The 22,696-nt window shown below is 45.2% G+C and carries 21 protein-coding genes and 1 other annotated feature; all 21 genes read left to right on the top strand.

All coding sequences use genetic code 11. The features are described from left to right. Positions 1 to 15: 15 nt before the first annotated feature. Positions 16 to 1,479, top strand: coding sequence for a glutamate--tRNA ligase (gene gltX / locus NSS67_RS05440; protein WP_339318671.1), 1,464 nt, complete (start codon positions 16 to 18; stop codon positions 1,477 to 1,479). A 543-nt stretch (positions 1,480 to 2,022) separates the two neighbouring features. Next, complete coding sequence (cysE, locus tag NSS67_RS05445) at positions 2,023 to 2,715, top strand: serine O-acetyltransferase (protein ID WP_339318672.1); 693 nt, start codon at positions 2,023 to 2,025, stop codon at positions 2,713 to 2,715. A 49-nt stretch (positions 2,716 to 2,764) separates the two neighbouring features. Then, entirely contained in the window at positions 2,765 to 4,174 is a 1,410-nt protein-coding gene (cysS, locus tag NSS67_RS05450) for a cysteine--tRNA ligase (RefSeq protein WP_339318673.1), read from the top strand. Further along, a complete protein-coding gene (locus NSS67_RS05455; protein ID WP_339318674.1) occupies positions 4,171 to 4,605 on the top strand; it encodes a Mini-ribonuclease 3 in 435 nt (144 codons plus the stop codon). The genes cysS and NSS67_RS05455 overlap by 4 nt, the downstream gene beginning before the upstream one ends. Positions 4,606 to 4,642: 37 nt before the next feature. Continuing rightward, positions 4,643 to 5,407: a 23S rRNA (guanosine(2251)-2'-O)-methyltransferase RlmB gene (gene rlmB, locus NSS67_RS05460; protein WP_339318675.1), complete on the top strand. Its 765-nt coding sequence runs from the start codon at positions 4,643 to 4,645 to the stop codon at positions 5,405 to 5,407. Positions 5,408 to 5,409: 2 nt separating this feature from the next. Beyond that, a complete protein-coding gene (locus NSS67_RS05465; RefSeq protein WP_339318676.1) occupies positions 5,410 to 5,931 on the top strand; it encodes an NYN domain-containing protein in 522 nt (173 codons plus the stop codon). Positions 5,932 to 6,089: 158 nt separating this feature from the next. After that, positions 6,090 to 6,734 (top strand): RNA polymerase sporulation sigma factor SigH, encoded by a 645-nt coding sequence (sigH, locus tag NSS67_RS05470; protein ID WP_094877205.1) that lies wholly within the window; start codon positions 6,090 to 6,092, stop codon positions 6,732 to 6,734. 391 nt (positions 6,735 to 7,125) lie between these two features. Continuing rightward, positions 7,126 to 7,275: a 50S ribosomal protein L33 gene (gene rpmG, locus NSS67_RS05475; protein WP_076099620.1), complete on the top strand. Its 150-nt coding sequence runs from the start codon at positions 7,126 to 7,128 to the stop codon at positions 7,273 to 7,275. 20 nt (positions 7,276 to 7,295) lie between these two features. Then, a complete protein-coding gene (secE, locus tag NSS67_RS05480) occupies positions 7,296 to 7,487 on the top strand; it encodes a preprotein translocase subunit SecE (protein WP_036680497.1) in 192 nt (63 codons plus the stop codon). Positions 7,488 to 7,508: 21 nt separating this feature from the next. Further along, positions 7,509 to 8,042 (top strand): transcription termination/antitermination protein NusG, encoded by a 534-nt coding sequence (nusG, locus tag NSS67_RS05485; protein WP_036680499.1) that lies wholly within the window; start codon positions 7,509 to 7,511, stop codon positions 8,040 to 8,042. A gap of 75 nt (positions 8,043 to 8,117) precedes the next feature. After that, positions 8,118 to 8,543 carry a 50S ribosomal protein L11 gene (gene rplK, locus NSS67_RS05490; RefSeq protein WP_339318677.1) on the top strand — a complete coding sequence of 142 codons (426 nt, stop codon included), beginning with the start codon at positions 8,118 to 8,120 and terminating at the stop codon, positions 8,541 to 8,543. 82 nt (positions 8,544 to 8,625) lie between these two features. Further along, positions 8,626 to 9,318 carry a 50S ribosomal protein L1 gene (gene rplA / locus NSS67_RS05495; protein WP_339318678.1) on the top strand — a complete coding sequence of 231 codons (693 nt, stop codon included), beginning with the start codon at positions 8,626 to 8,628 and terminating at the stop codon, positions 9,316 to 9,318. Between the two features lie 67 nt (positions 9,319 to 9,385). Beyond that, positions 9,386 to 9,538 (top strand) — a sequence feature (ribosomal protein L10 leader region). Positions 9,539 to 9,602: 64 nt separating this feature from the next. After that, positions 9,603 to 10,106 (top strand): 50S ribosomal protein L10, encoded by a 504-nt coding sequence (rplJ, locus tag NSS67_RS05500; RefSeq protein ID WP_339318679.1) that lies wholly within the window; start codon positions 9,603 to 9,605, stop codon positions 10,104 to 10,106. Positions 10,107 to 10,172: 66 nt separating this feature from the next. After that, positions 10,173 to 10,532, top strand: a complete 360-nt coding sequence (gene rplL / locus NSS67_RS05505) for a 50S ribosomal protein L7/L12 (RefSeq protein ID WP_042131233.1) — start codon at positions 10,173 to 10,175, stop codon at positions 10,530 to 10,532. A 213-nt stretch (positions 10,533 to 10,745) separates the two neighbouring features. Next, positions 10,746 to 11,345 carry a class I SAM-dependent methyltransferase gene (locus tag NSS67_RS05510; protein ID WP_339318680.1) on the top strand — a complete coding sequence of 200 codons (600 nt, stop codon included), beginning with the start codon at positions 10,746 to 10,748 and terminating at the stop codon, positions 11,343 to 11,345. Between the two features lie 422 nt (positions 11,346 to 11,767). Further along, complete coding sequence (rpoB, locus tag NSS67_RS05515) at positions 11,768 to 15,313, top strand: DNA-directed RNA polymerase subunit beta (RefSeq protein ID WP_339318681.1); 3,546 nt, start codon at positions 11,768 to 11,770, stop codon at positions 15,311 to 15,313. Between the two features lie 116 nt (positions 15,314 to 15,429). Continuing rightward, a complete protein-coding gene (gene rpoC / locus NSS67_RS05520) occupies positions 15,430 to 19,041 on the top strand; it encodes a DNA-directed RNA polymerase subunit beta' (protein WP_339318682.1) in 3,612 nt (1,203 codons plus the stop codon). A gap of 179 nt (positions 19,042 to 19,220) precedes the next feature. Next, positions 19,221 to 19,472, top strand: a complete 252-nt coding sequence (locus NSS67_RS05525) for a ribosomal L7Ae/L30e/S12e/Gadd45 family protein (RefSeq protein WP_042131229.1) — start codon at positions 19,221 to 19,223, stop codon at positions 19,470 to 19,472. A 133-nt stretch (positions 19,473 to 19,605) separates the two neighbouring features. After that, positions 19,606 to 20,025 (top strand): 30S ribosomal protein S12, encoded by a 420-nt coding sequence (gene rpsL / locus NSS67_RS05530; RefSeq protein WP_036680518.1) that lies wholly within the window; start codon positions 19,606 to 19,608, stop codon positions 20,023 to 20,025. A gap of 44 nt (positions 20,026 to 20,069) precedes the next feature. Beyond that, a complete protein-coding gene (gene rpsG, locus NSS67_RS05535) occupies positions 20,070 to 20,540 on the top strand; it encodes a 30S ribosomal protein S7 (protein ID WP_036680520.1) in 471 nt (156 codons plus the stop codon). Positions 20,541 to 20,587: 47 nt separating this feature from the next. Next, positions 20,588 to 22,666, top strand: a complete 2,079-nt coding sequence (gene fusA, locus NSS67_RS05540; RefSeq protein WP_339318683.1) for an elongation factor G — start codon at positions 20,588 to 20,590, stop codon at positions 22,664 to 22,666. Positions 22,667 to 22,696: the final 30 nt, after the last annotated feature.

Raw genomic sequence — 22,696 nt, forward strand, 5'->3', positions numbered from 1 at the left:
AGCGGAGGGAATATAATGACGGATCAAGTCCGGGTGCGTTATGCACCGAGCCCTACGGGACATTTACATATAGGTAACGCCAGAACGGCGCTGTTTAACTATCTGTTCGCCCGTAATAAAGGCGGTAAATTCATTATCAGAATTGAAGATACAGACGTGAAGCGCAATGTCGCAGGCGGCGAAGAGAGTCAGCTTAAGTATTTAAAATGGCTGGGTATGGAATGGGATGAGAGCGTTGATGTTGGCGGAGAGTACGGACCTTACCGCCAGACTGAACGTCTTGATCTTTATCGTGTATACTGGCAGGATTTGCTGGATAGAGGTCTAGCTTACCGCTGTTATTGCACAGAGGAAGAACTAGAAGCGGAACGTGAAGAACAGACCGCTCGTGGGGAAACCCCTCGTTATTCCGGCAAACACCGTGATCTGACAGAAGAGCAGCGCCTTGCTTTTGAAGCTGAGGGACGGGTAGCCAGCATTCGCTTCCGGGTACCAGAAGATCGTACGTATGCGTTCGATGATATCGTGAAGGGCAACATTTCTTTTGACACGAAGGAAATGGGTGACTTTGTTATTGTGAAGAAGGATGGAATTCCTACTTACAACTTTGCAGTAGCTGTTGATGATCATCTGATGGCTATAACCCATGTATTGCGTGGAGAAGATCATATTTCCAACACTCCGCGTCAGCTTATGATCTTTGAAGCACTCGGTTGGGAACCGCCTTTATTTGGTCACATGACACTTATTGTTGGCGACAACCATAAGAAGCTCAGCAAACGGGATGAATCCGTAATTCAGTTTATCGAGCAGTATGATGAATTGGGTTATTTGCCTGAGGCTTTGGTTAATTTCATTTCTCTCCTAGGCTGGTCGCCAGAGGGTGAAGAAGAAATTTTCAGTAAAGAAGAACTTATTTCTATTTTTGATGCGGACCGTTTGTCCAAAAGCCCCGCTGTTTTTGATAAGAACAAGCTGGCCCATCTGAATAATCATTATATTAAGCATGCTGATCCTAAACGGATCTCTGCACTAGCTATTCCACATCTGCAGAAGGCAGGAAGAATACCGGCCGAACTGACTGAAGAACAGCAAGCTTGGGCTGAAAGCCTTGTGGCACTGTATCAAGAGCAGATGACCTCTGCTTCCGATATCGTGGAACTTTCTGAGCTATTTTTCCGCAGTCATTTGGAATTAGAAACGGAAGCTGCGCAGGTTCTGGCTGAAAGCCAAGTGCCTGAGGTCTTGTCTGCTTTCCTAGCTAAGGTTGAAGCCTGTCAGGATTTCAGCGCTAGCAACATGGCTGTTCTGATTAAAGAGGTGCAGAAGGAAACAGGGCACAAAGGTAAAGCGCTCTTTATGCCAATACGTGTGGCTTTGACCGGACAAACGCACGGACGTGACCTTAATATAACGATTGCTTTGCTCGGCCAAAACCGAGTGATCGAACGTTTGAAATCACAAATTAAGGGAGCTTAGTGTAGGAATACTTGCAACTAAGCCTCTTGTCAGTCCCTTAGCTTTTGCGCTAAGATATAACCATACGATAATAGCTGTGATCAGGAGAAGTACGTCCATTAAAGACAATTGCCAGAGAGAATAACCGAGAAAGGGACACCCTTTCGGGCTGGGAGTTATTCATTTGTCCGGGGCAGAACATGCGCCTGTGAGCTGCACGGTTGAACGATCCTTACGGCTCGTTAGATCGCGCCGGGTACATCGCCGTTAATGATGCCAAGTGGAACGAAGGAACTCTGCCAGTTGTAACAACAGCAGTCCGTTTGATTCGTTCAAGCAGAGTGGAACCGCGGTTAAACGTCTCTGCAGCTTTATGCTGCAGGGGCTTTTTTTGTTGCCGAAGGCGTTTATGCTTGGGAGAGACAGCTACATTATCTTTTCTTATATAACAAACCAAGCAAACACCCACAGCATATGTATGATAAGAATGATGGGCCTGGAGACAATACCTTCCTTGTGGACCTGTAAACAGGAGATAGGGAAGTTAAGAAGAGAGGAACCGTGATGTTTAAGCATATCAAGTCGGACATTCGGGCGGTATTTGATAACGATCCCGCTGCCCGTAGCTGGTTCGAGGTTGTCTTCACATACGCAGGCTTGCACGCCATTTGGGGTCATCGGATTGCCCATTCTTTTTTCAAACGGCGCTGGTATACAATGGCCCGTATGGTTTCACAGTTTAGTAGATTTATGACCGGTGTCGAGATCCATCCTGGAGCGGTCATTGGAAATAGGCTATTTATCGACCATGGTATGGGGATTGTTATTGGAGAAACCTGTGAAATCGGTGATGATGTTATTATCTATCAAGGCGTTACACTTGGGGGAACAGGGAAAGAAAAAGGTAAGCGCCATCCCACAGTTGGCAACAATGTAGTTATTGGTTCTGGTGCGAAGGTATTAGGATCGTTTCGTATCGGCGACAATTCAAATATAGGCTCTAATGCGGTTGTGTTACGTGAGGTTCCGAATAACAGTACGGTAGTTGGAAATCCGGGCCGTGTAGTAAAACGTAACGGTGAACGTGTATCCGATCGCTTGGATCATACCAAGATGCCAGACCCGCTTGTGGATTCACTTCGCTTTCTGCAGAAAGAAATCGAAGAGATCAGAGAGAGGCTTGGCGAAGAAGATAAGCAAAAGACCGCACAACGGCTGGTCGAGACTCAGCAGTATATTGGTGACTACGAAATTTAAGTATATCCGGGTCTTAAGGAATCGGGACAACAGAAAGGGTTGGAATAGGATGGCTTTACAAATTTACAACACAATGACACGCAGCAAGGAGCAGTTTGTGCCCCAGGAGTCGGGCAAAGTGAAAATGTATGTATGTGGTCCAACCGTTTATGGATATATGCATATCGGAAATGCTAGACCTATTATTGTCTTTGATATGGTCCGGAATTATTTGGAGCAACTCGGCAATGAGGTACGGTATGTTACGAACTTCACGGATGTAGATGATAAACTGATACGCAAAGCAGAGGAAATGAAAACTTCAGTAGCAGAGGTTGCGGAGATTTTCATTGAGGCCTATCGTGAGGATCTCGAAGGGCTTGGAGTGAAACCGGCGACATTGAATCCGCGAGTAACAGAAAGTATGGATCTGATCATTGAATTCATTAAAGACCTTGAGGAAAAAGGGTACGCATATGAGAGCGGTGGTGATGTATTCTATCGCACTTCAAAATTTGAAGACTATGGTAAGTTGTCTCGTCAGAATCTAGATGAATTGCAATTTGGTATTCGCGTGGAGGTTGATTCACGTAAAGAGAAACCTGAGGATTTTGTACTGTGGAAAGCAGCGAAGCCAGGAGAAGTGCATTGGCAGAGCCCTTGGGGGGATGGACGCCCGGGTTGGCATATTGAATGCTCAGCCATGGCAAGAGAATTCTTGGGAGACACGATGGACATCCATGGTGGCGGACAGGATTTGCAGTTCCCGCATCATGAATGCGAATGCGCTCAGACAGAAGCTCTGACAGGTAAGCCGCTCTCTAATTACTGGATGCATAATGGATTTATCAACATCGGTGATGAGAAAATGTCAAAATCACTCGGCAACGGTTGGCTTGTAAAAGATATTCGTAAGCAATTTAAAGCGGGAACCATTCGTTATTTCATGCTATCGACACATTACCGTAATCCGTTGAACTTCTCGGTGGATTCGATGACTTCAGCCGAGAAGAGTGCAGAACGGATCTCCCTTGCAGAGAGTAACGTTAAGTACCGTCTTGAACTTGCTGCAGATACTTCTCAAGGTGAGGTTAGCTTAGAGATTAATGATAAGTTGTCTGCAATTGTGGCCAATTTCCATGCTAAAATGCAGGATGACTTTAATACTCCTGATGCGATCACCGCTATGTTCGATTGGGTGAGCCTGGCAAACCATACGCTTGCGAATAACGATGTAGCCCCTGCTAATTTCGCTGCGCTGCTGCAAGCTTTTGGCGAAATGAATGCTGTGCTGCGTTTGACACCTGAGCTTGAAGAAGAAGAGATAGCGAGTGAAGAGGTTGAACGTTTGATCGCGGAGCGGGTTGAAGCGCGTAAGAATAAAAACTGGAGCCGGTCCGATGAGATTCGTGATGAATTAGGTCGCTTGGGCATATTGCTAGAAGATACTCCGCAAGGAATGCGGTGGCGTCGTAAATGAGCGAAGAACGCAAGTTTGATAACGGATGGTTTCCCTACGAGCCTTCCAAACCTGCGCGACTCCTCTCACCAATCGTGCTTGCCTATGTAGGAGATGCTATTTATGAGGTGTCAGTTCGCCAGTATTTAGTATCTCTTCCGAATTTGCGCCCAAACCACTTGCATCGCTCTGCAACAGGACTTGTATCCGCTAAGGCGCAGAGTGCAATTCTGGGGTTTTTGGAGCCAAGTCTCACAGATGAGGAAAAGGATGTCGCCCGTCAGGGGAGAAATGCGAAATCGGGAAGTATTCCTAAGAATGCGGATGTGCTTGAATACCGTCATGCAACTGCTTTTGAGTGCCTGATTGGTTACTTATACTACACAGGCCAACAGGAGAGAATACAAGAAATTGTGCAGAGTGGTATACAGTTTATGTTGAATCAGCAGTGATAAGGCTTTTGTGAAATAGAGAATAGGAGAAGTGAACATGGAAGAAGATTTGAAGACAGAAGAAGAAATATTGGCTGGGAAACATTCAGTGCTTGAGGCGCTTCGTGCGGGTCGTACATTAAATAAAATATGGATTGCAGAAACAGCTCAGAAGCATCTGACAGCACCAATCGTCGCTGAAGCACGCAAAGCGGGGATTGTCATTCAACATGTGGACAAGCGTAAGCTGGATCAACTAGCTCCAGGGGTTCAGCATCAGGGGGTAGTTGCTCAAGCGGCACCTTTTGCTTATGTTGAGGTAGACGATCTACTGGCTGTAGCAGAAGCTAAAGGAGAACCTGCATTCCTGATTTTGCTGGATGAGATCGAAGATCCACATAACCTGGGATCCATTCTGCGGACAGCAGATTGTACTGGAGTGCATGGAGTAATCGTACCTAAACGTCGTTCGGCTCAGATTACTGCTACCGTCTCCAAAACATCGGCGGGTGCCGTGGAATATGTTCCGGTTGCACGGGTCACTAACCTGGGTCAGACCATTGATCGTCTGAAAGAGCAGGGAGTCTGGGTAGTAGGTACGGATGTGGATACAGATCAGAATCTGTTTGGATCTAACATTTTCACAGGACCGGTAGCTGTTGTAATCGGTAATGAGAATAAAGGGATGGGACGTCTGATTCGTGAAAAATGTGATGTATTACTCAAGCTGCCGATGGCCGGAAAGATCAATTCATTAAATGCCTCTGTCGCCGCAGGAGTCATTATGTATGAAGTGGTACGCCTTCGGCAACAGCAGGGATAACTATGGCCGACTGGCGCGATGTGCTGCTTGTGGACGGATATAATATGATCGGTGGCTGGCCGGAACTTGCGGCATTGTCCCAGATTGGTATGCAGGAAGCACGCGACCGCTTGATGGATTTGCTGGCTGATTACCAGGCTTACTCAGGACGACGAGTTATTGCTGTCTTTGATGCATACCGCGTTCCAGGATTGGGACGGTCATTTGTCCAGGGCAAAGTCCAGGTGTTTTTCACGAAGGAAAAAGAAACCGCAGATGAATGCATCGAGCGCCTAGTTGGGGAATTTAGCAACCGGCGCCGGCAGATCTATGTTGCAACTAGTGACTTTGTGGAGCAGCATATTATTTTTGCCCAAGGTGCATTGCGGATTTCTGCAAGAGAACTGCATTTAGAAATTGTAGAGAATCAGAAACAAGTGAAAAAGGCTATCGAACCAGGGAGTATCAGTTCTACACGGCATTCTTTGGGAGACAAACTGCCTCCTGATGTGCGGAGTAAACTGGAAAATTGGCGTAGGCAGTGACAAGTGGGAAGATTTAGGTAATATTTTTATTCCATTTTATGCTATTCTAGATTGTTTTTGGACAAATCCGGTTGACGGTGTAAGGTAACATAATATATACTGATCCTATATTTCGCGAAGTAACGATGTGTCTTGCGTTGCAGCCGGGGGGATTCTTGGTGAGTGTCGACCTCAAGGAAATAATGCTATCTGAGTATGATTTCATAAGTGATGAAGAGATTGTCGAGGCTTTCCGTGGTGGCGACAGTGGCGCATTGGAACACTTAATTAATAAATACCGTAATTTTGTACGTGCTAAGGCCCGCTCTTATTTTTTGATCGGGGCAGACCGTGAAGATATTGTACAAGAAGGAATGATTGGTCTATATAAGGCTATTCGTGACTTTAAAGGTGACAAGCTCTCTTCATTCAAGGCTTTTGCTGAGCTCTGCATTACACGTCAGATTATAACCGCTATAAAGACGGCCACTCGTCAGAAGCATATTCCACTCAATTCTTATGTTTCTTTGGACAAGCCCATTTATGATGAAGATTCCGACCGGACGCTTATGGATGTCATTTGTGGAACTCAGGTTCTTGATCCAGAAGAGCTAATTATCAATCAAGAAGAATTCATTGGACTTGAAGATAAGATGGCGGAGATTTTAAGTGACCTAGAGCGTAAGGTTCTAATGTTATATTTAGACGGACGGTCCTATCAGGAAATTGCTGAAGACCTAAAACGGCATGTGAAGTCTATTGACAACGCTTTACAACGAGTGAAGCGGAAATTAGAAAGATATCTAGAAGTGCGTGACAATTAATGATATAATGTAGACAAGAGGGCTCGTACATCGAGTTCTTTTTTTTAGTCTCATGAAATTGCTCAGGTAGAATTTAGAGCTAACACCATAAATTCCTATTTGAGTCGATTTTAGTTGTTGCCGTTGAGGGTAGGTTTATACACAGTCGGAATACCCCATAATGATAAGGAAGACAGCGAAGTGTGAGGAAGAGATAGACCCAAAGACAGGGTACGGCCATATGACTATAACACCCGAAATTACCCAGTGCAGAACGGAATTCTTTCGTTGACACAGACCTTGACGTTATGCTAAAGTGTTTTAGGTAGGCCTAAATTCGCGGCTTTTTTTAGGATCAATATTTACGTCTTCTAATTATATAGTTAGAAGGACGTCTCGGGAGGTGCACATCATGCGGGTAATTATCACTTTGGCTTGTACAAGTTGCAAACAAAGAAACTATGCGACTACCAAAAACAAGCGAAATCACCCCGACCGCATGGAGATGAAGAAATTTTGCAAGTATTGTAACTCGCAAACTCCTCATCGCGAAACCAGATAGTCTGTGGAGGTGTAGTCGGCATGAAACGTAGTTTCAAGTCTATGTTTTCCTTTTTCACTGAGAGCTGGAGTGAACTCAAAAAAGTTCGCTGGCCAAGTCGTAAAGAATTGACCAACTATACATTGATCGTTCTCGGTACAATTGTAGTTGTCGCTATTTACTTCTGGGTTCTGGACATCGGTATTTCCGCTGTGATTGAAGCGATTATTTAGAGAGGTCCCAGGTGGCTTGATATGGAAAAAAGATGGTATGTCGTTCATACCTATTCTGGGTATGAGAATAAGGTCAAAGCCAATTTGGAGAAGCGCGTTGAGTCCATGGGCATGGAAGACAAAATATTCCGCGTTCTTGTTCCTATGGAAGAAGAAATCGTAAACAAAGACGGTAAGAAAAAAACCGTTATGCGTAAAGTTTACCCGGGTTATGTTTTGGTGGAAATGGTTCAGACTGATGATTCCTGGTATGTTGTCCGCAATACTCCGGGCGTTACTGGATTTGTTGGTTCGACAGGCTCAGGGTCTAAACCAACAGCTTTGCTTCCGGAAGAGGTAGAACAAATTCTGAAGCATATGGGCATGGTTGAACCTAAAGCGAAGATTGATTTCGAAATCAAGGAATCCGTACGTATTATGGTTGGTCCGTTTGCGAATTTTGTGGGTTCCGTGGAAGAAATTTTGGCTGACAAGAGCAAGATCAAAGTGCATGTGAACATGTTTGGACGGGAAACCCCGCTAGAGTTGGATTTCACTCAAGTGGAGAAAATATAACATAAGCTAAGGGTTTCTTGTGGGAGAGCGCTAATGGCGTTCGAAGACCACTATTTTTGCAAGGAGGTGTCACTCATGGCTAAAAAAGTTATTAAAATGGTGAAACTGCAGATTCCTGCAGGGAAAGCGAATCCAGCGCCTCCAGTAGGTCCGGCGTTAGGTCAAGCAGGTGTCAACATCATGGCATTCTGTAAGGAATTTAATGCTCGTACTGCCGACCAGGCTGGCTTGATCATTCCGGTTGAAATTACAGTATTTGAAGACCGTTCCTTTACGTTCATCACTAAAACTCCTCCGGCTGCTGTTCTGCTTCGCATCGCTGCTAAAGTAGAAAAAGGATCCGGCGAACCAAACAAGAAAAAAGTAGCAAAACTCGGCCGCGCTGCGGTTCGTGAAATTGCTGAAACAAAAATGCCCGACCTTAACGCTGCAACTGTAGAAGCTGCAATGCGTATGGTTGAAGGTACTGCTCGCAGTATGGGTATCACAATCGAAGACTAGTAGTTTTCGAAGAATCGGTCATTCGTGACCCGCAAGTATGTGGGAGGAATTTCCGCTAACACCACAAAGGAGGAACATTTTCATGGCTAAACATGGTAAGAAATACCAAGAAGCTGCTAAGCTGATCAACAGCGAAGCGACTTACGAGCCTTCAGAAGCTGTAGAGCTTGTGAAAAAGGCAGCGACTGCAAAATTCGACGAAACCGTTGAAGCAGCAGTTCGTCTGGGTGTAGACCCGCGTAAACAAGACCAAGCAGTTCGTGGTGTTGTTGTCCTGCCTCACGGCACTGGTAAAACACAACGCGTGCTTGTATTTGCAAAAGGTGAAAAAGCGAAAGAGGCAGAAGCTGCTGGCGCTGATTTTGTTGGTGATGCTGATATGATCAACAAAATTCAACAAGGCTGGTTTGAATTTGATGTCTGCGTAGCTACACCTGACATGATGAGTGAAGTCGGTAAACTGGGTCGTCTGCTTGGTGGTAAAGGTCTTATGCCTAACCCTAAAGCTGGCACAGTTACATTTGATGTTACCAAGGCTGTGCAAGAAATCAAAGCCGGTAAAATCGAATACCGTCTCGACAAAGCAGGTCAAATCCACGCGCCAATCGGCAAAGTGTCCTTTGATGCTGCACAATTGAACGATAACCTTAAAGCTCTTATCGACGCTTTGAACCGTGCGAAACCAGCTGCTGCTAAAGGTGTATACCTTAAAGGCATCTCGATTTCTTCCACAATGGGACCTAGCGCTCGTGTGAACACAACCGTCTTCAGATAAATAAAGGTTGACTCTTTGAGTCAATTTTGATAATCTATAACAGTTGTGAAACTTAAGGTATCAATCTTAACCTTGAATATGCTTACCGTAGACAGTAGGTGCCTTAGTGCTTAATTCCCTACCGAGGTGTTGTGATAGAAACAAGAAGTAACGAGCTCGCTCGTACAACTTTCGTTTTATCAAGCCTTCGTGATTCTGCGGAGGCTTTTCTAATGCCTGCGTAGGAGCGGTTGTGCTTTCCTTGGGAAGAACGCCGACACATAAATTTTCAGGAGGTGTATACATTGGCAAATGCAAAAGTAATTCAAGCAAAACAGGATGCGGTTGACGTCGTTACTGCTAAACTGCAAAACAGTCTTTCGACTGTTGTAGCGGACTACCGTGGATTGAACGTTTCCCAAGTGACTGAACTGCGTAAGCAGCTTCGTGAAGCTGGCGTTGAGTTTCAAGTCCTGAAGAACACATTGCTACGTCGCGCAACTGCTGCGGCTGAGTTGAGTGAGTTGGATGCAGTTTTGACTGGTCCAACAGCTATCGCATTCAGTACTACTGATGCAGTAGCTCCAGCTAAAATTTTGAACGATTTCGCCAAGAAAAACGACGCTTTGAAATTGAAAGGCGGCGTAGTAGAAGGTCGTGTCATTGACGCTGACCAACTGAAAGCATTGGCTGAGCTTCCATCCCGCGATGGTTTGCTGTCCATGCTGCTTAGCGTACTTCAAGCTCCAATGCGCAACTTCGCGCTTGCAGTTAAAGCTGTTGCTGAAAAAGAAGAACAAAGCGCGTAAGCCTTTGACTCTTGCAGCATAAATCAATACCACAAACAAATTTAAATTATAAATGGAGGTTCAATCATGAGTAAAGAAGCAATCTTGGAAGCAATTAAAGGCATGAGCGTATTGGAACTGAACGACCTGGTTAAAGCAATTGAAGAAGAATTCGGCGTAACAGCAGCAGCTCCAGTAGCAGCTGGCGGTGCGGTAGCAGCAGTTGCTGAAGAGCAATCCGAATTTGACGTAATTTTGACAGGCGCTGGCGCTTCCAAAATCAACGTTATCAAAATCGTTCGCGAAATCACAGGCCTTGGCTTGAAAGAAGCTAAAGACCTTGTAGACAACGCACCAAAAGCAATCAAAGAAAAAGTAAGCAAAGAAGAAGCCGAAGCTACTAAAGCGAAATTGGAAGAAGCAGGCGCAGCTGTAGAAGTGAAGTAATTCCTTCTATACTGAAAACCCCTTGAACTTGTTCAAGGGGTTTATTTTATAAAAATATAAGAAAGTATAAGTTTCACACTATACTTTATCTTTATATTTCTCTCGCTTGAACGCTTACCGTCCTTATAAGGACACCAAAGGCGTTTATGCTTGATAGAGTTAGTAGGGTTGTGTGAATACAAACTATTAACATAAAGGAAAGGGAGGATAGAGATGTCGCAACATTATTATTCGCAGCAACCGGAAGTGCGTCATGACAGACGTACCATCGACACCGTTCTAAGAGGCAAAAGCTTTCGTTTTACAAGCGATGCGGGTGTGTTCTCTAAAGGAGACATTGATTACGGTAGCCGAGTTCTCATTGAAGCTATGATTATTCCGGACGGTTCGGCAGTGCTTGATGTGGGTTGCGGATATGGACCGATTGGCATAAGTGCAGCATACCTAGCCCCCAAAGGGCAAGTGACGATGATTGATATTAATAGTCGTGCGGTAGAACTTGCGCGTGAGAATGCTCAGAACAATGGAATCCGGAATGTTACGGTAATGGAAAGCGATGTGCTCGGCGCATTGAATGAACAGCAAAAGTTCGATGTGATTCTCACCAATCCTCCGATACGTGCGGGAAAAGCTGTCGTGCATCAGATTTTTGAAGAAGCTTATAATCATTTAAATGAGGGTGGCTTTCTGTGGATTGTAATTCAGAAGAAGCAGGGTGCTCCGTCAGCGGTAGCTAAACTTGTAAGCTTGTTCTCGGAAGTGGAAGAAGTGGGGAAAGATAAGGGTTATCGCATTATTAAAGCTCAAAAATAAAATTCAATAGGTTATTGACATGTGATAGTGATAATGGTATTATTATAAAATGTCAGTATTAAGATAGGCTCCATGTCTTTAGTTTGCTGAAATGTCAAGCGATATATTGTCGCCGGCTAGCGCATGCCGTACGGCAAGTTTTTTGCGAATTGGTTCTCTATGCTCTGGCGTAGCAGGTGCTACGCAGTAATAGATAATAGCGCATAAACTGTTGCTTGGTGACGTATAATATGTACGTTTTGGGCAAATCTACTGGATAAGGAGTATTTTGGTCATGGATAATAGCGCTCTTTTTTCGAAGATTTCGATAAGGGCTTTTCTTTTATTTATGACTGAATCCTTGTAGTATGGTTCCATTATACGGTTCCAAACAAGGGTTCGCAATCAATTTTTAAGTGAGTAGACATGAGGGGTGAGTAAAGTTGGCAGGACATCTTGTTCAGTATGGTCGACGCACTCGGCGGAGCTATGCGAGAATTAACGAGGTACTCGAGGTCCCGAACCTGATCGAGATCCAACAAAAATCGTATGATTGGTTTTTGGAGGAAGGATTACGGGAAATGTTTCAGGACATCTCGCCGATCCAGGATTTCACAGGTAATTTGGTACTAGAGTTCATTGATTACAGCCTGGGTGAACCAAAATATACGGTTGACGACGCTAAAGAGCGGGACGTAACGTATGCGGCTCCTCTGCGTGTAAAGGTGCGGCTCATTAATAAGGAGACCGGTGAGGTCAAAGAGCAGGAAGTGTTCATGGGAGATTTCCCGCTGATGACGGAGACCGGCACTTTTATTATTAACGGTGCGGAACGGGTTATTGTCAGCCAGTTGGTTCGCTCTCCAAGCGTCTATTTCAGCACAAAAGTGGATAAGAACGGCAAAAAAACCTACACCGCCACAGTAATCCCAAACCGCGGAGCGTGGTTGGAACTTGAGACCGACGCTAAGGATATTATGTATGTTCGTATCGATCGTACTCGTAAAATTCCTGTTACCGTACTTTTGCGTGCTCTCGGTTTCGGTAGTGATGCCGAAATTCTGGAATTGCTTGGCAATGATGAATATATTCGCAATACGCTGGATAAAGACAACACGGACTCCACGGAGAAGGCGCTTATTGAAATTTACGAGCGACTCCGTCCGGGCGAACCGCCGACACTTGACAATGCCAAAAGTTTGCTGGTCGCGCGTTTCTTTGATCCAAAACGCTACGACCTAGCTAATGTAGGCCGTTACAAAATTAATAAGAAATTGCACATCAAGAATCGTCTCTTCAATCAGCGTTTGGCACAACCTTTGGTTGATGATTCTACAGGAGAAATTCTGGCTGAATCAGGTCAAATGGTTGACCGCAGACTGCTTGATGAATTGATTCCTTATTTTGAAAAGAATGTTGCCTTTAAAAACTACCGTGTTACTGGTGGTGTTATGGACAGTGAAGATATTCCACTTCAAACGATTGACGTGTTCTCGCCAATTGAAGAAGGTCGGGTTATCAAGCTGATCGCTAACGGCAACATCGATAAGTCTGTTAAGCATATTACTCAAGCTGATATTATATCCTCGATCAGCTACTTTATTAATTTGCTTCACGGAATTGGTAATACCGATGATATTGACCACTTGGGTAACCGTCGTCTGCGTTCTGTAGGTGAACTTCTGCAGAATCAGTTCCGTATCGGTTTGTCCCGTATGGAACGCGTTGTACGTGAAAGAATGTCGATTCAGGATGCTAATGCAATTACGCCGCAGGCTCTGATCAATATTCGTCCAGTTATCGCGTCCATTAAAGAGTTCTTCGGTAGCTCCCAGTTGTCTCAGTTTATGGACCAGACGAACCCACTTGCGGAACTTACGCATAAACGTCGTCTGTCTGCACTAGGACCCGGTGGTTTGACACGTGAGCGCGCGGGATTTGAAGTTCGTGACGTCCATCACAGTCACTACGGTCGGATGTGTCCAATTGAAACACCAGAAGGTCCGAACATCGGATTGATCAACTCCTTGTCCACCTTTGCCCGCATCAATGAATACGGCTTTATTGAAGCTCCGTATCGTTGGGTGGATCCGAAGACAGGTAAGGTAACCGAGCAAATTGATTATCTGACTGCTGATGAAGAAGATAATTATGTAGTTGCTCAGGCTAACGTGTTGATCGAAGAAGATGGCACCTTTAAGGAAGACATGGTAATCGTTCGTTACAACAAAGACTCAGACAACATCACAACGATGCCAAGTAATCGTGTAGATTACATGGATGTTTCGCCTAAACAGGTCGTATCGGTCGCTACGGCGCTCATTCCGTTCCTTGAGAACGATGACTCCAACCGCGCTCTGATGGGATCTAACATGCAGCGTCAAGCTGTTCCGCTTCTAATTCCGAAAGCTCCACTGGTCGGAACAGGAATGGAACATAAATCCGCTAAGGATTCTGGCGTATGTGTTGTTTCCAAGTATGACGGTGTTATCGAACGCTCCTCAGCTAATGAAATTTGGCTGCGCCGTGTTGAGACTGTCGAAGGCAAGGAAGTTAAAGGCGACATCGTTAAATATAAATTACACAAATTTATGCGTTCTAACCAAGGTACCTGTATTAACCAACGTCCTCTAGCTAAAAGAGGGGACATTGTTAAGAAGGGTGATATCCTGGCAGATGGTCCTTCCACAGAAATGGGCGAACTTGCTCTTGGTCGCAACGTAGTCGTTGCGTTCATGACTTGGGAAGGTTACAACTACGAGGATGCGATCCTGTTAAGTGAGAAACTTGTTAAGGAAGATGTATACACTTCGATTCATATCGAGGAATACGAATCCGAAGCTCGTGACACTAAACTGGGACCTGAAGAAATTACACGTGATATTCCGAACGTAGGCGAAGAGGCTCTGCGCAATCTTGATGAGCGTGGAATCATCCGTATCGGTGCGGAAATTAGCGCTGGTGACATTCTGGTTGGTAAGGTTACTCCGAAGGGTGTAACTGAATTGACCGCAGAAGAACGTCTCCTACACGCTATCTTTGGTGAGAAGGCTCGTGAAGTACGGGATACATCCTTACGCGTTCCTCATGGTAGTGATGGTATTATCGTGGACGTTAAAGTATTTACGCGTGAGAACGGTGATGAGCTGCCTCCTGGCGTAAATCAATTGGTTCGTGTCTACATCGCTCAGAAACGTAAGATCTCTGAAGGTGACAAAATGGCCGGACGTCACGGTAACAAGGGTGTCGTTGCTCGTATCCTACCAGAAGAAGATATGCCGTTCCTTCCGGACGGTACGCCAGTTCAGGTTGTTCTTAACCCTCTAGGCGTTCCTTCTCGTATGAACATCGGACAGGTGCTCGAGGTCCATATTGGTATGGCTGCATTGCGTCTGGGTATTCACATTGCAACACCGGTATTCGACGGAGCACGTGAGTATGACGTGTTTGATACGATGGAAGAAGCTGGTATGCAACGCAATGGTAAGACTATATTGTACGATGGTCGGACAGGTGAACGCTTCGAACGTGAAGTTACTGTCGGCGTCATGCATATGATCAAACTGGCGCACATGGTTGATGATAAGATTCATGCCCGTTCAACAGGTCCTTACTCACTAGTTACGCAACAGCCGCTGGGTGGTAAAGCTCAGTTTGGTGGACAGCGTTTCGGGGAGATGGAAGTGTGGGCGCTTGAAGCTTACGGTGCTGCATATACATTGCAAGAAATCTTGACGGTTAAATCCGATGACGTGGTTGGTCGTGTGAAGACTTACGAATCCATCGTCAAAGGTGAGAATGTACCGGAACCAGGTGTTCCTGAATCGTTCAAAGTATTGATCAAAGAACTGCAGTCCCTGGGTATGGATGTTAAGATCCTTAGCGGTGACGAGCAGGAAATTGAGATGAGAGAATTGGATGATGAGGACGAGACGTCAGGCGACAAACTTAGCCTCAATTTGGAAGGCGCAGAAGTCGGAGCAGAATAATCACGTTAGGAACTTTAGTGTTCCATTTTATAAAGGACCGCGCCCTCTTTTGATGTAACAGTCAGAGGGGGGGCAAAGCGGTACTAAATCAGGATTAGGTTAAGGAGGGTTGCTCCTTGTTGGACGTTAACAATTTTGAATTTATGAAAATCGGACTCGCTTCTCCGGAGAAGATTCGTTCATGGTCCCGCGGAGAAGTTAAGAAACCGGAAACCATTAACTATCGTACATTGAAACCGGAAAAAGAGGGTCTTTTCTGCGAGCGTATCTTTGGACCGCAAAAAGACTGGGAATGTCATTGCGGTAAATACAAACGTGTCCGTTATAAGGGCGTAGTCTGCGACCGTTGTGGCGTTGAAGTTACCCGTGCTAAAGTTCGTCGTGAGCGTATGGGTCACATTGAATTGGCTGCTCCGGTATCTCATATCTGGTACTTCAAAGGTATCCCAAGCCGTATGGGTTTGGCGCTGGATATGTCTCCAAGATCTCTTGAAGAGATTATTTACTTCGCTTCGTACGTTGTAACTGACCCAGGTGAAACACCACTGGAGAAGAAACAACTTCTGTCCGAGAAAGAATACCGCAGCTACCGTGAAAAATACGGTTACGGATTCCAAGCCGGCATGGGCGCTGAGGCTGTTAAGAAGCTTCTTCAAGACATCGATATTGAAAAAGAGCTGGAATTCCTCAAAGAAGAACTGCGTACGGCTCAAGGCCAACGTCGTAACCGGGCGATCAAACGTCTGGAAGTCATTGAAGCATTCCGTAACTCAGGCAACAAACCTGATTGGATGATCATGGATGTTCTACCGGTAATTCCTCCGGAGCTTCGTCCAATGGTTCAATTGGATGGTGGCCGTTTTGCTACGTCTGATTTGAATGATCTATATCGTCGCGTTATTAACCGGAACAACCGTCTGAAAAGACTGCTTGATCTCGGTGCTCCTGACATTATCGTGCAGAACGAGAAACGGATGCTACAGGAAGCTGTCGATGCTCTCATCGATAACGGCCGTAGAGGACGTCCGGTAACGGGTCCTGGTAACCGTCCACTTAAATCGCTCAGCCATATGCTGAAAGGTAAACAAGGACGTTTCCGCCAGAACTTGCTCGGTAAACGGGTTGACTATTCTGGACGTTCCGTTATCGTAGTAGGACCGTACCTCAAAATGTATCAGTGCGGACTTCCTAAGAAAATGGCGCTAGAATTGTTCAAGCCTTTTGTCATGAAAGAATTGGTTAACAAGGGCCTTGCCCACAACATAAAGAGCGCGAAACGTAAAGTTGAGCGTGTAAGTCCTGAGGTATGGGATGTACTTGAAGAAGTAATTAGAGAACACCCAGTACTTCTAAACCGCGCACCTACACTTCACCGTCTTGGTATTCAAGCATTTGAACCAATTTTGGTGGAAGGTCATGCTATTCGTCTTCACCCACTCGTATGTACGGCTTATAACGCCGACTTTGACGGTGACCAAATGGCGGTGCACGTTCCTCTGTCCGCAGAAGCTCAAGCGGAAGCACGTATTCTCATGCTTGCATCCGGTAATATCTTGAACCCTAAAGACGGAAAGCCGGTTGTAACACCTTCCCAGGATATGGTCCTTGGTACTTTCTACCTGACTATGGACAACAAGGAAGAAAAGGGTACTGGTATGATTCTGCGTACCGTAAATGAAGCTGTATCAGCTTACCAACGCGGAACTGCAGGTCTTCATGCTCGTGTGGCTATTCCAGTTAAAGCACTAGGCAAAACTTGCTTTACGGAAAAACAACAAGGTGCAATGTTGATTACTACAGTCGGTAAAATTATCTTTAACGAAATTTACCCAAGTAGTTTCCCTTATATCAATGAGGCGACTAAGACTAACTTGCTGCATGGCACGCCAGAGAAATACTTTATCTATGAAAAAGGCGCAGATATTCGCGAGTTGATTGAATCCGCTCCAGAAGCCAGCGCTGTAGGTAAAGAATATCTGGGTCTGATTATCGCTCGTTGCTTTGAAACTTATCACACAACCAAAACCTCTATGATTTTGGATAAAATTAAACAACTCGGCTTTACTTATTCCACACGTTCTGGTGTTACTGTAGCCGTGTCGGATGTTATCGTGCCTGAGGAAAAAGTTACGATCTTGAAAGAGTCCGAAGCTAAGGTTGATGTGGTAGCTAACCAATATCGCCGTGGTCTGATCACCAATGACGAGCGGTACGACCGTGTTATTGAGATCTGGTCGAAGACTAAGGATGATCTTACGAACATCCTGCTTAAATCGATGGATCGTTTCAACTCTATCATGCTCATGGTTGACTCTAAGGCGCGTGGTAACAAATCGCAGATCACTCAGCTGGGTGGTATGCGTGGTCTGATGGCAACACCATCGGGTCGGATTTTCGAATTGCCAATTAAAGCGAACTTCCGTGAAGGTCTTACGGTCTTGGAGTACTTTATCTCCACTCACGGAGCGCGTAAAGGTCTTGCCGATACCGCACTTCGTACTGCTGACTCAGGTTACTTGACTCGTCGTCTCGTTGACGTGGCGCAGGACGTTATCGTCCGTGAAGAAGATTGCGGAACGGATAAAGGGTTCACAGTTAGTCGTATTCAGGATGGTAAAGAGGTTATCGAGGATCTGTATGACCGTATTGAAGGTCGTTACTGCTTCGAAACTGTTCGTCATCCAGAAACGAACGAAATCATTGTTCACCGGAACGATTTGATTGACTCTGATAAAGCAGAGGCGATTGTAAACGCTGGTGTAACTAAGCTGCAAATTCGTTCTGTACTCAGCTGCCGTGCTCGTCACGGTGTTTGTAAGAAGTGCTACGGACGTAACTTGGCAACTGGTAAACACGTTGAGATCGGTGAAGCAGTTGGTATTATCGCCGCACAATCCATCGGTGAACCAGGAACCCAGCTTACAATGCGTACGTTCCATACCGGCGGTGTTGCCGGTGATGACATCACGCAAGGTTTGCCGCGTATTCAGGAGTTGTTTGAAGCCCGTAACCCTAAAGGTCAGGCTACAATCAGTGAGATCGATGGTGTAATCAAGGAAATCCGTGAAACTAAGGACCGTCGCGAAATCGAGGTTCAAGGCGAAGCAGAATCCAAGACTTATTCCATTACTTATGGATCACGTCTACGTGTCAGCGAAGGCCAAGAGATTGAAGCTGGCGATGAGTTGACAGACGGTTCGATTGACCCTAAAGAAATGCTGCGTATCAAAGGGATCCGTGGGGTACAAAACTACATTCTGCAAGAAGTTCAGCGTGTATATCGTAACCAGGGCGTTGAGATCAATGATAAGCACATTGAAGTAATGATCAAACAAATGCTTCGGAAGATCCGTATCATTGACGCGGGCGACACAAGTCTGCTACCAGGCGCGTTTGCGGATATTCATGAATACGAAGCTGCTAACAAGGAAGCCATCTTGTCTGGTAAAGAGCCTGCAGTTGCTAAACCGGTTCTACTCGGTATTACTAAGGCGTCTCTTGAGACAGATTCCTTCTTGTCTGCTGCTTCTTTCCAAGAAACTACTCGTGTCTTAACAGATGCTGCTATCAAAGGCAAAGTAGATAAGTTGCTTGGACTTAAAGAAAATGTTATTATCGGTAAGTTGATTCCTGCAGGTACTGGCATGAATCGCTACCGTAATGTTAAACTTAGTGATCCAAATGCAGAAAGCGCACTTGAGTCTTTAGAGACGGTTCCTGCTGAATAAATTAGCAATCATAGTAGTGTACTCGTGTCATACCTATTCATAGATGTGACACGAATATCTGCTGTGTATAATATTTATAAAATTTATTGCTGAATTTCTTGACACCATCTATTGATAATGCTAAAATGTCTAAGGTGCGTGAGTAGCCATGTTATCCTTGTTCATTGGAGGTAATGATAATGACTGATGATAGAGGACTACAGGATGCTCAGGTCAAGATCGGTACCAAACAAACCGTCAAGGCGGTAGAGTTGGGCCAAGCTGCAGAAGTCTATGTGGCAGAGGACGGAGATCAAAGGCTTACTTCCAGGATAGTTATGCTTTGTAACAAACAAGGTGTTAAGATCACATATGTGGATACAATGCTAAATTTGGGCAAGGCCTGCGGAATTGAAGTTGGCGCTGCGATGGCAGCCGTCTTAAAACAATAGCTACGGAAATGTTTTTGTACTGGGGTGAACTCCAGCGGCAAGAACTTTTCATTTGTCTTTTTATGAACCGCCTGGGTCTGTGGGCTTAGAGTTCTTAAATCGGCTATCATTTCAGGAAGGGGGTGGCAACAACATGCCAACAATTAACCAATTGGTTCGTAAAGGCCGTCAAGCCAAAATCGAAAAATCTAAATCTCCCGCTCTTCAAAAAGGGTATAACGCCCTCAAGCGTGAGGCTACAAATTTGAGCGCTCCGCAAAAACGCGGTGTGTGCACTCGTGTAGGCACAATGACTCCACGTAAACCAAACTCAGCGCTTCGTAAATATGCCCGTGTTCGTTTGACGAACCGTCTCGAGGTAACAGCTTATATCCCGGGTATCGGACATAACTTACAAGAGCACAGTGTTGTATTACTTCGCGGAGGTAAAGTAAAGGACCTTGCAGGGGTTCGTTACCATATCGTTCGTGGTGCATTGGATACAGCAGGTGTAGCTAACCGGATGCAAGCTCGTTCTAAGTACGGTGCAAAACGTCCTAAAGCTAAGAAGTAAGAAAAAATACTAGAATATTAAACATTTAAGAAAGGGGGATATCCATGCCACGCAAAGGTCCAGTTACTAAGAGAGACGTATTGCCAGATCCGTTGTATAATAGCAAGTTGGTTACTCGTTTGATTAACCGCATTATGCTGGGTGGTAAAAGAGGTGTCGCTCAAAGCATTCTGTACAATTCATTCAAATTGATTGAAGAACGTACGGGTAAAGATCCGATGGAAGTTTTCGAAGCTGCCATCAAAAATATCATGCCGGTATTGGAAGTTAAAGCTCGTCGTGTCGGCGGTGCTAACTATCAAGTACCTATCGAGGTTAAACCAGAGAGACGTACTGCTCTGGGATTACGTTGGCTCGTAAACTACTCTCGCAACCGCGGTGAGAAGACGATGGAAGAGCGTTTGGCGGCTGAGATCATCGACGCTTCCAACAACACAGGCGCTTCTGTTAAGAAACGTGAAGATACACACAAAATGGCTGAAGCAAACAAAGCGTTTGCTCACTACCGTTGGTAGGATAAAGGTCATTCAAATAACTTATTTTTTGAAGGGAGATCCATTTCATGGCTAGAGAGTTCTCCTTAAAAAATACACGTAATATCGGGATCATGGCGCATATTGATGCTGGTAAAACAACTACCACAGAGCGGATTCTTTTCTACACAGGCCGTACGCACAAAATCGGTGAAGTTCACGAGGGTGCTGCTACAATGGACTGGATGGAGCAAGAACAAGAGCGCGGAATCACGATTACGTCCGCTGCTACAACTGCTGCGTGGAAAGGTCACCGCATCAATATCATTGATACCCCAGGACACGTTGACTTCACTGTTGAAGTTGAACGTTCCCTGCGTGTATTGGATGGGGCAGTTGGTGTATTTAGTGCAAAAGAGGGCGTTGAGCCTCAGTCTGAAACCGTATGGAGACAGGCTGACCGTTATAACGTTCCCCGGATTGCATATGTAAACAAAATGGACATTATCGGTGCGGATTTCCTTAACGTAATCGAAACTATGCGTGATCGTCTTCAAGCCAATGCAGTTGCTATTCAATTGCCAATCGGTGCAGAGAGTGATTTCACTGGTATTATCGACCTAGTTGAGCAAAAAGCACACATGTTCAGAGATGATCTGGGCCAAAACATCGAAGTAACGGATATTCCGGAAGAATATTTGGCCAAAGTTGAGGAGCTGCGTCTCGAGTTGATCGAGAAAGTTGCTGAACTTGATGAAGATCTGACTATGAAGTACCTGGAAGGCGAAGAAATTACAGTTCCGGAAATTAAAGCTGCACTGCGCAAAGGCGTAGTTGAAGTTAAATTGTTCCCTGTAATTGTTGGATCCTCCTACCGTAACAAAGGGATTCAGCTTATGCTGGATGCTGTTATTGATTACTTGCCATCTCCTCTTGACGTTCCAGCAATCACTGGACATCTTGATGATGGAACTGAAGCAGTTCGTCATTCTTCGGATGAAGAACCGTTTGCAGCTTTGGCATTTAAAATCATGACTGACCCTTATGTAGGTAAACTTACGTTCTTCCGTGTATACTCTGGCGTTCTAGAGTCCGGATCTTACGTAGTTAATGCTACTAAGAACAAGCGTGAACGTATTGGTCGTATCCTTCAAATGCATGCTAACAGCCGTCAAGAGATTTCCATCGTGTATTCTGGCGACATCGCTGCAGCAGTTGGTTTGAAAGACACCAGTACAGGTGATACACTGTGTGATGAGAAGCATCCAGTAATTCTGGAATCAATGAACTTCCCTGATCCAGTTATCGAAATCGCTGTTGAACCAAAAACAAAAGCTGACCAAGATAAATTGGGCGTTGCTCTCGGTAAGTTGACTGAAGAGGATCCAACTCTTCGTGCTCATACTGATGAAGAAACAGGCCAAACTATCCTGGCTGGTATGGGTGAACTTCACTTGGACATCATCATCGACCGTATGCGTCGTGAGTTCAAAGTAGAAACCAATGTGGGTAAACCACAGGTTGCTTACCGCGAAACGTTCAAGGCACCTGCTCGCGTTGAAGGTAAATTTGTACGCCAATCTGGTGGTCGTGGTCAATACGGTCACGTATGGGTTGAATTTGAACCCCTCGAGCCAGGTACTGGTAGCAAATTCGAAAGTAAAGTAGTGGGTGGCTCGGTTCCTAGAGAGTACATCGCTCCTGCACTTGCGGGTATCGAAGAACAAATGAAAAACGGCGTACTTGCAGGCTTCCCGCTTGTAGACGTTAAAGCTACCATCGTTGATGGTTCTTACCATGATGTCGATTCCAACGAAATGGCATTTAAAATTGCTGGATCGATGGCACTTAAAGCAGCTAAAGACAAGTGTAAACCTGTCCTGCTTGAGCCAATCATGAAAGTAGAAGTAACTGTTCCTGAGGAATATATGGGTGATGTTATGGGTATGCTGAACTCCCGCCGTGGCCGTATCGAAGGTATGGATTCCCGTGGTGGAGCGCAAATTATTCGTGCTAAGGTGCCTCTTTCCGAAATGTTCGGATACTCTACAACTCTTCGTTCTGGTACTCAAGGACGTGGCGTATTCTCAATGGAGCTTTCTCACTATGAAGAAGTTCCTAAATCCATTGCGGAAGAGATCGCTGCTAAGAACAAAGGCGGAGAATAATTACTAGATTTAACTTGTCGTCCGGGTATA

It is taken from the genome of Paenibacillus sp. FSL R10-2734 (assembly GCF_037963865.1).
In the GTDB taxonomy this organism is placed as follows: domain Bacteria; phylum Bacillota; class Bacilli; order Paenibacillales; family Paenibacillaceae; genus Paenibacillus_AQ.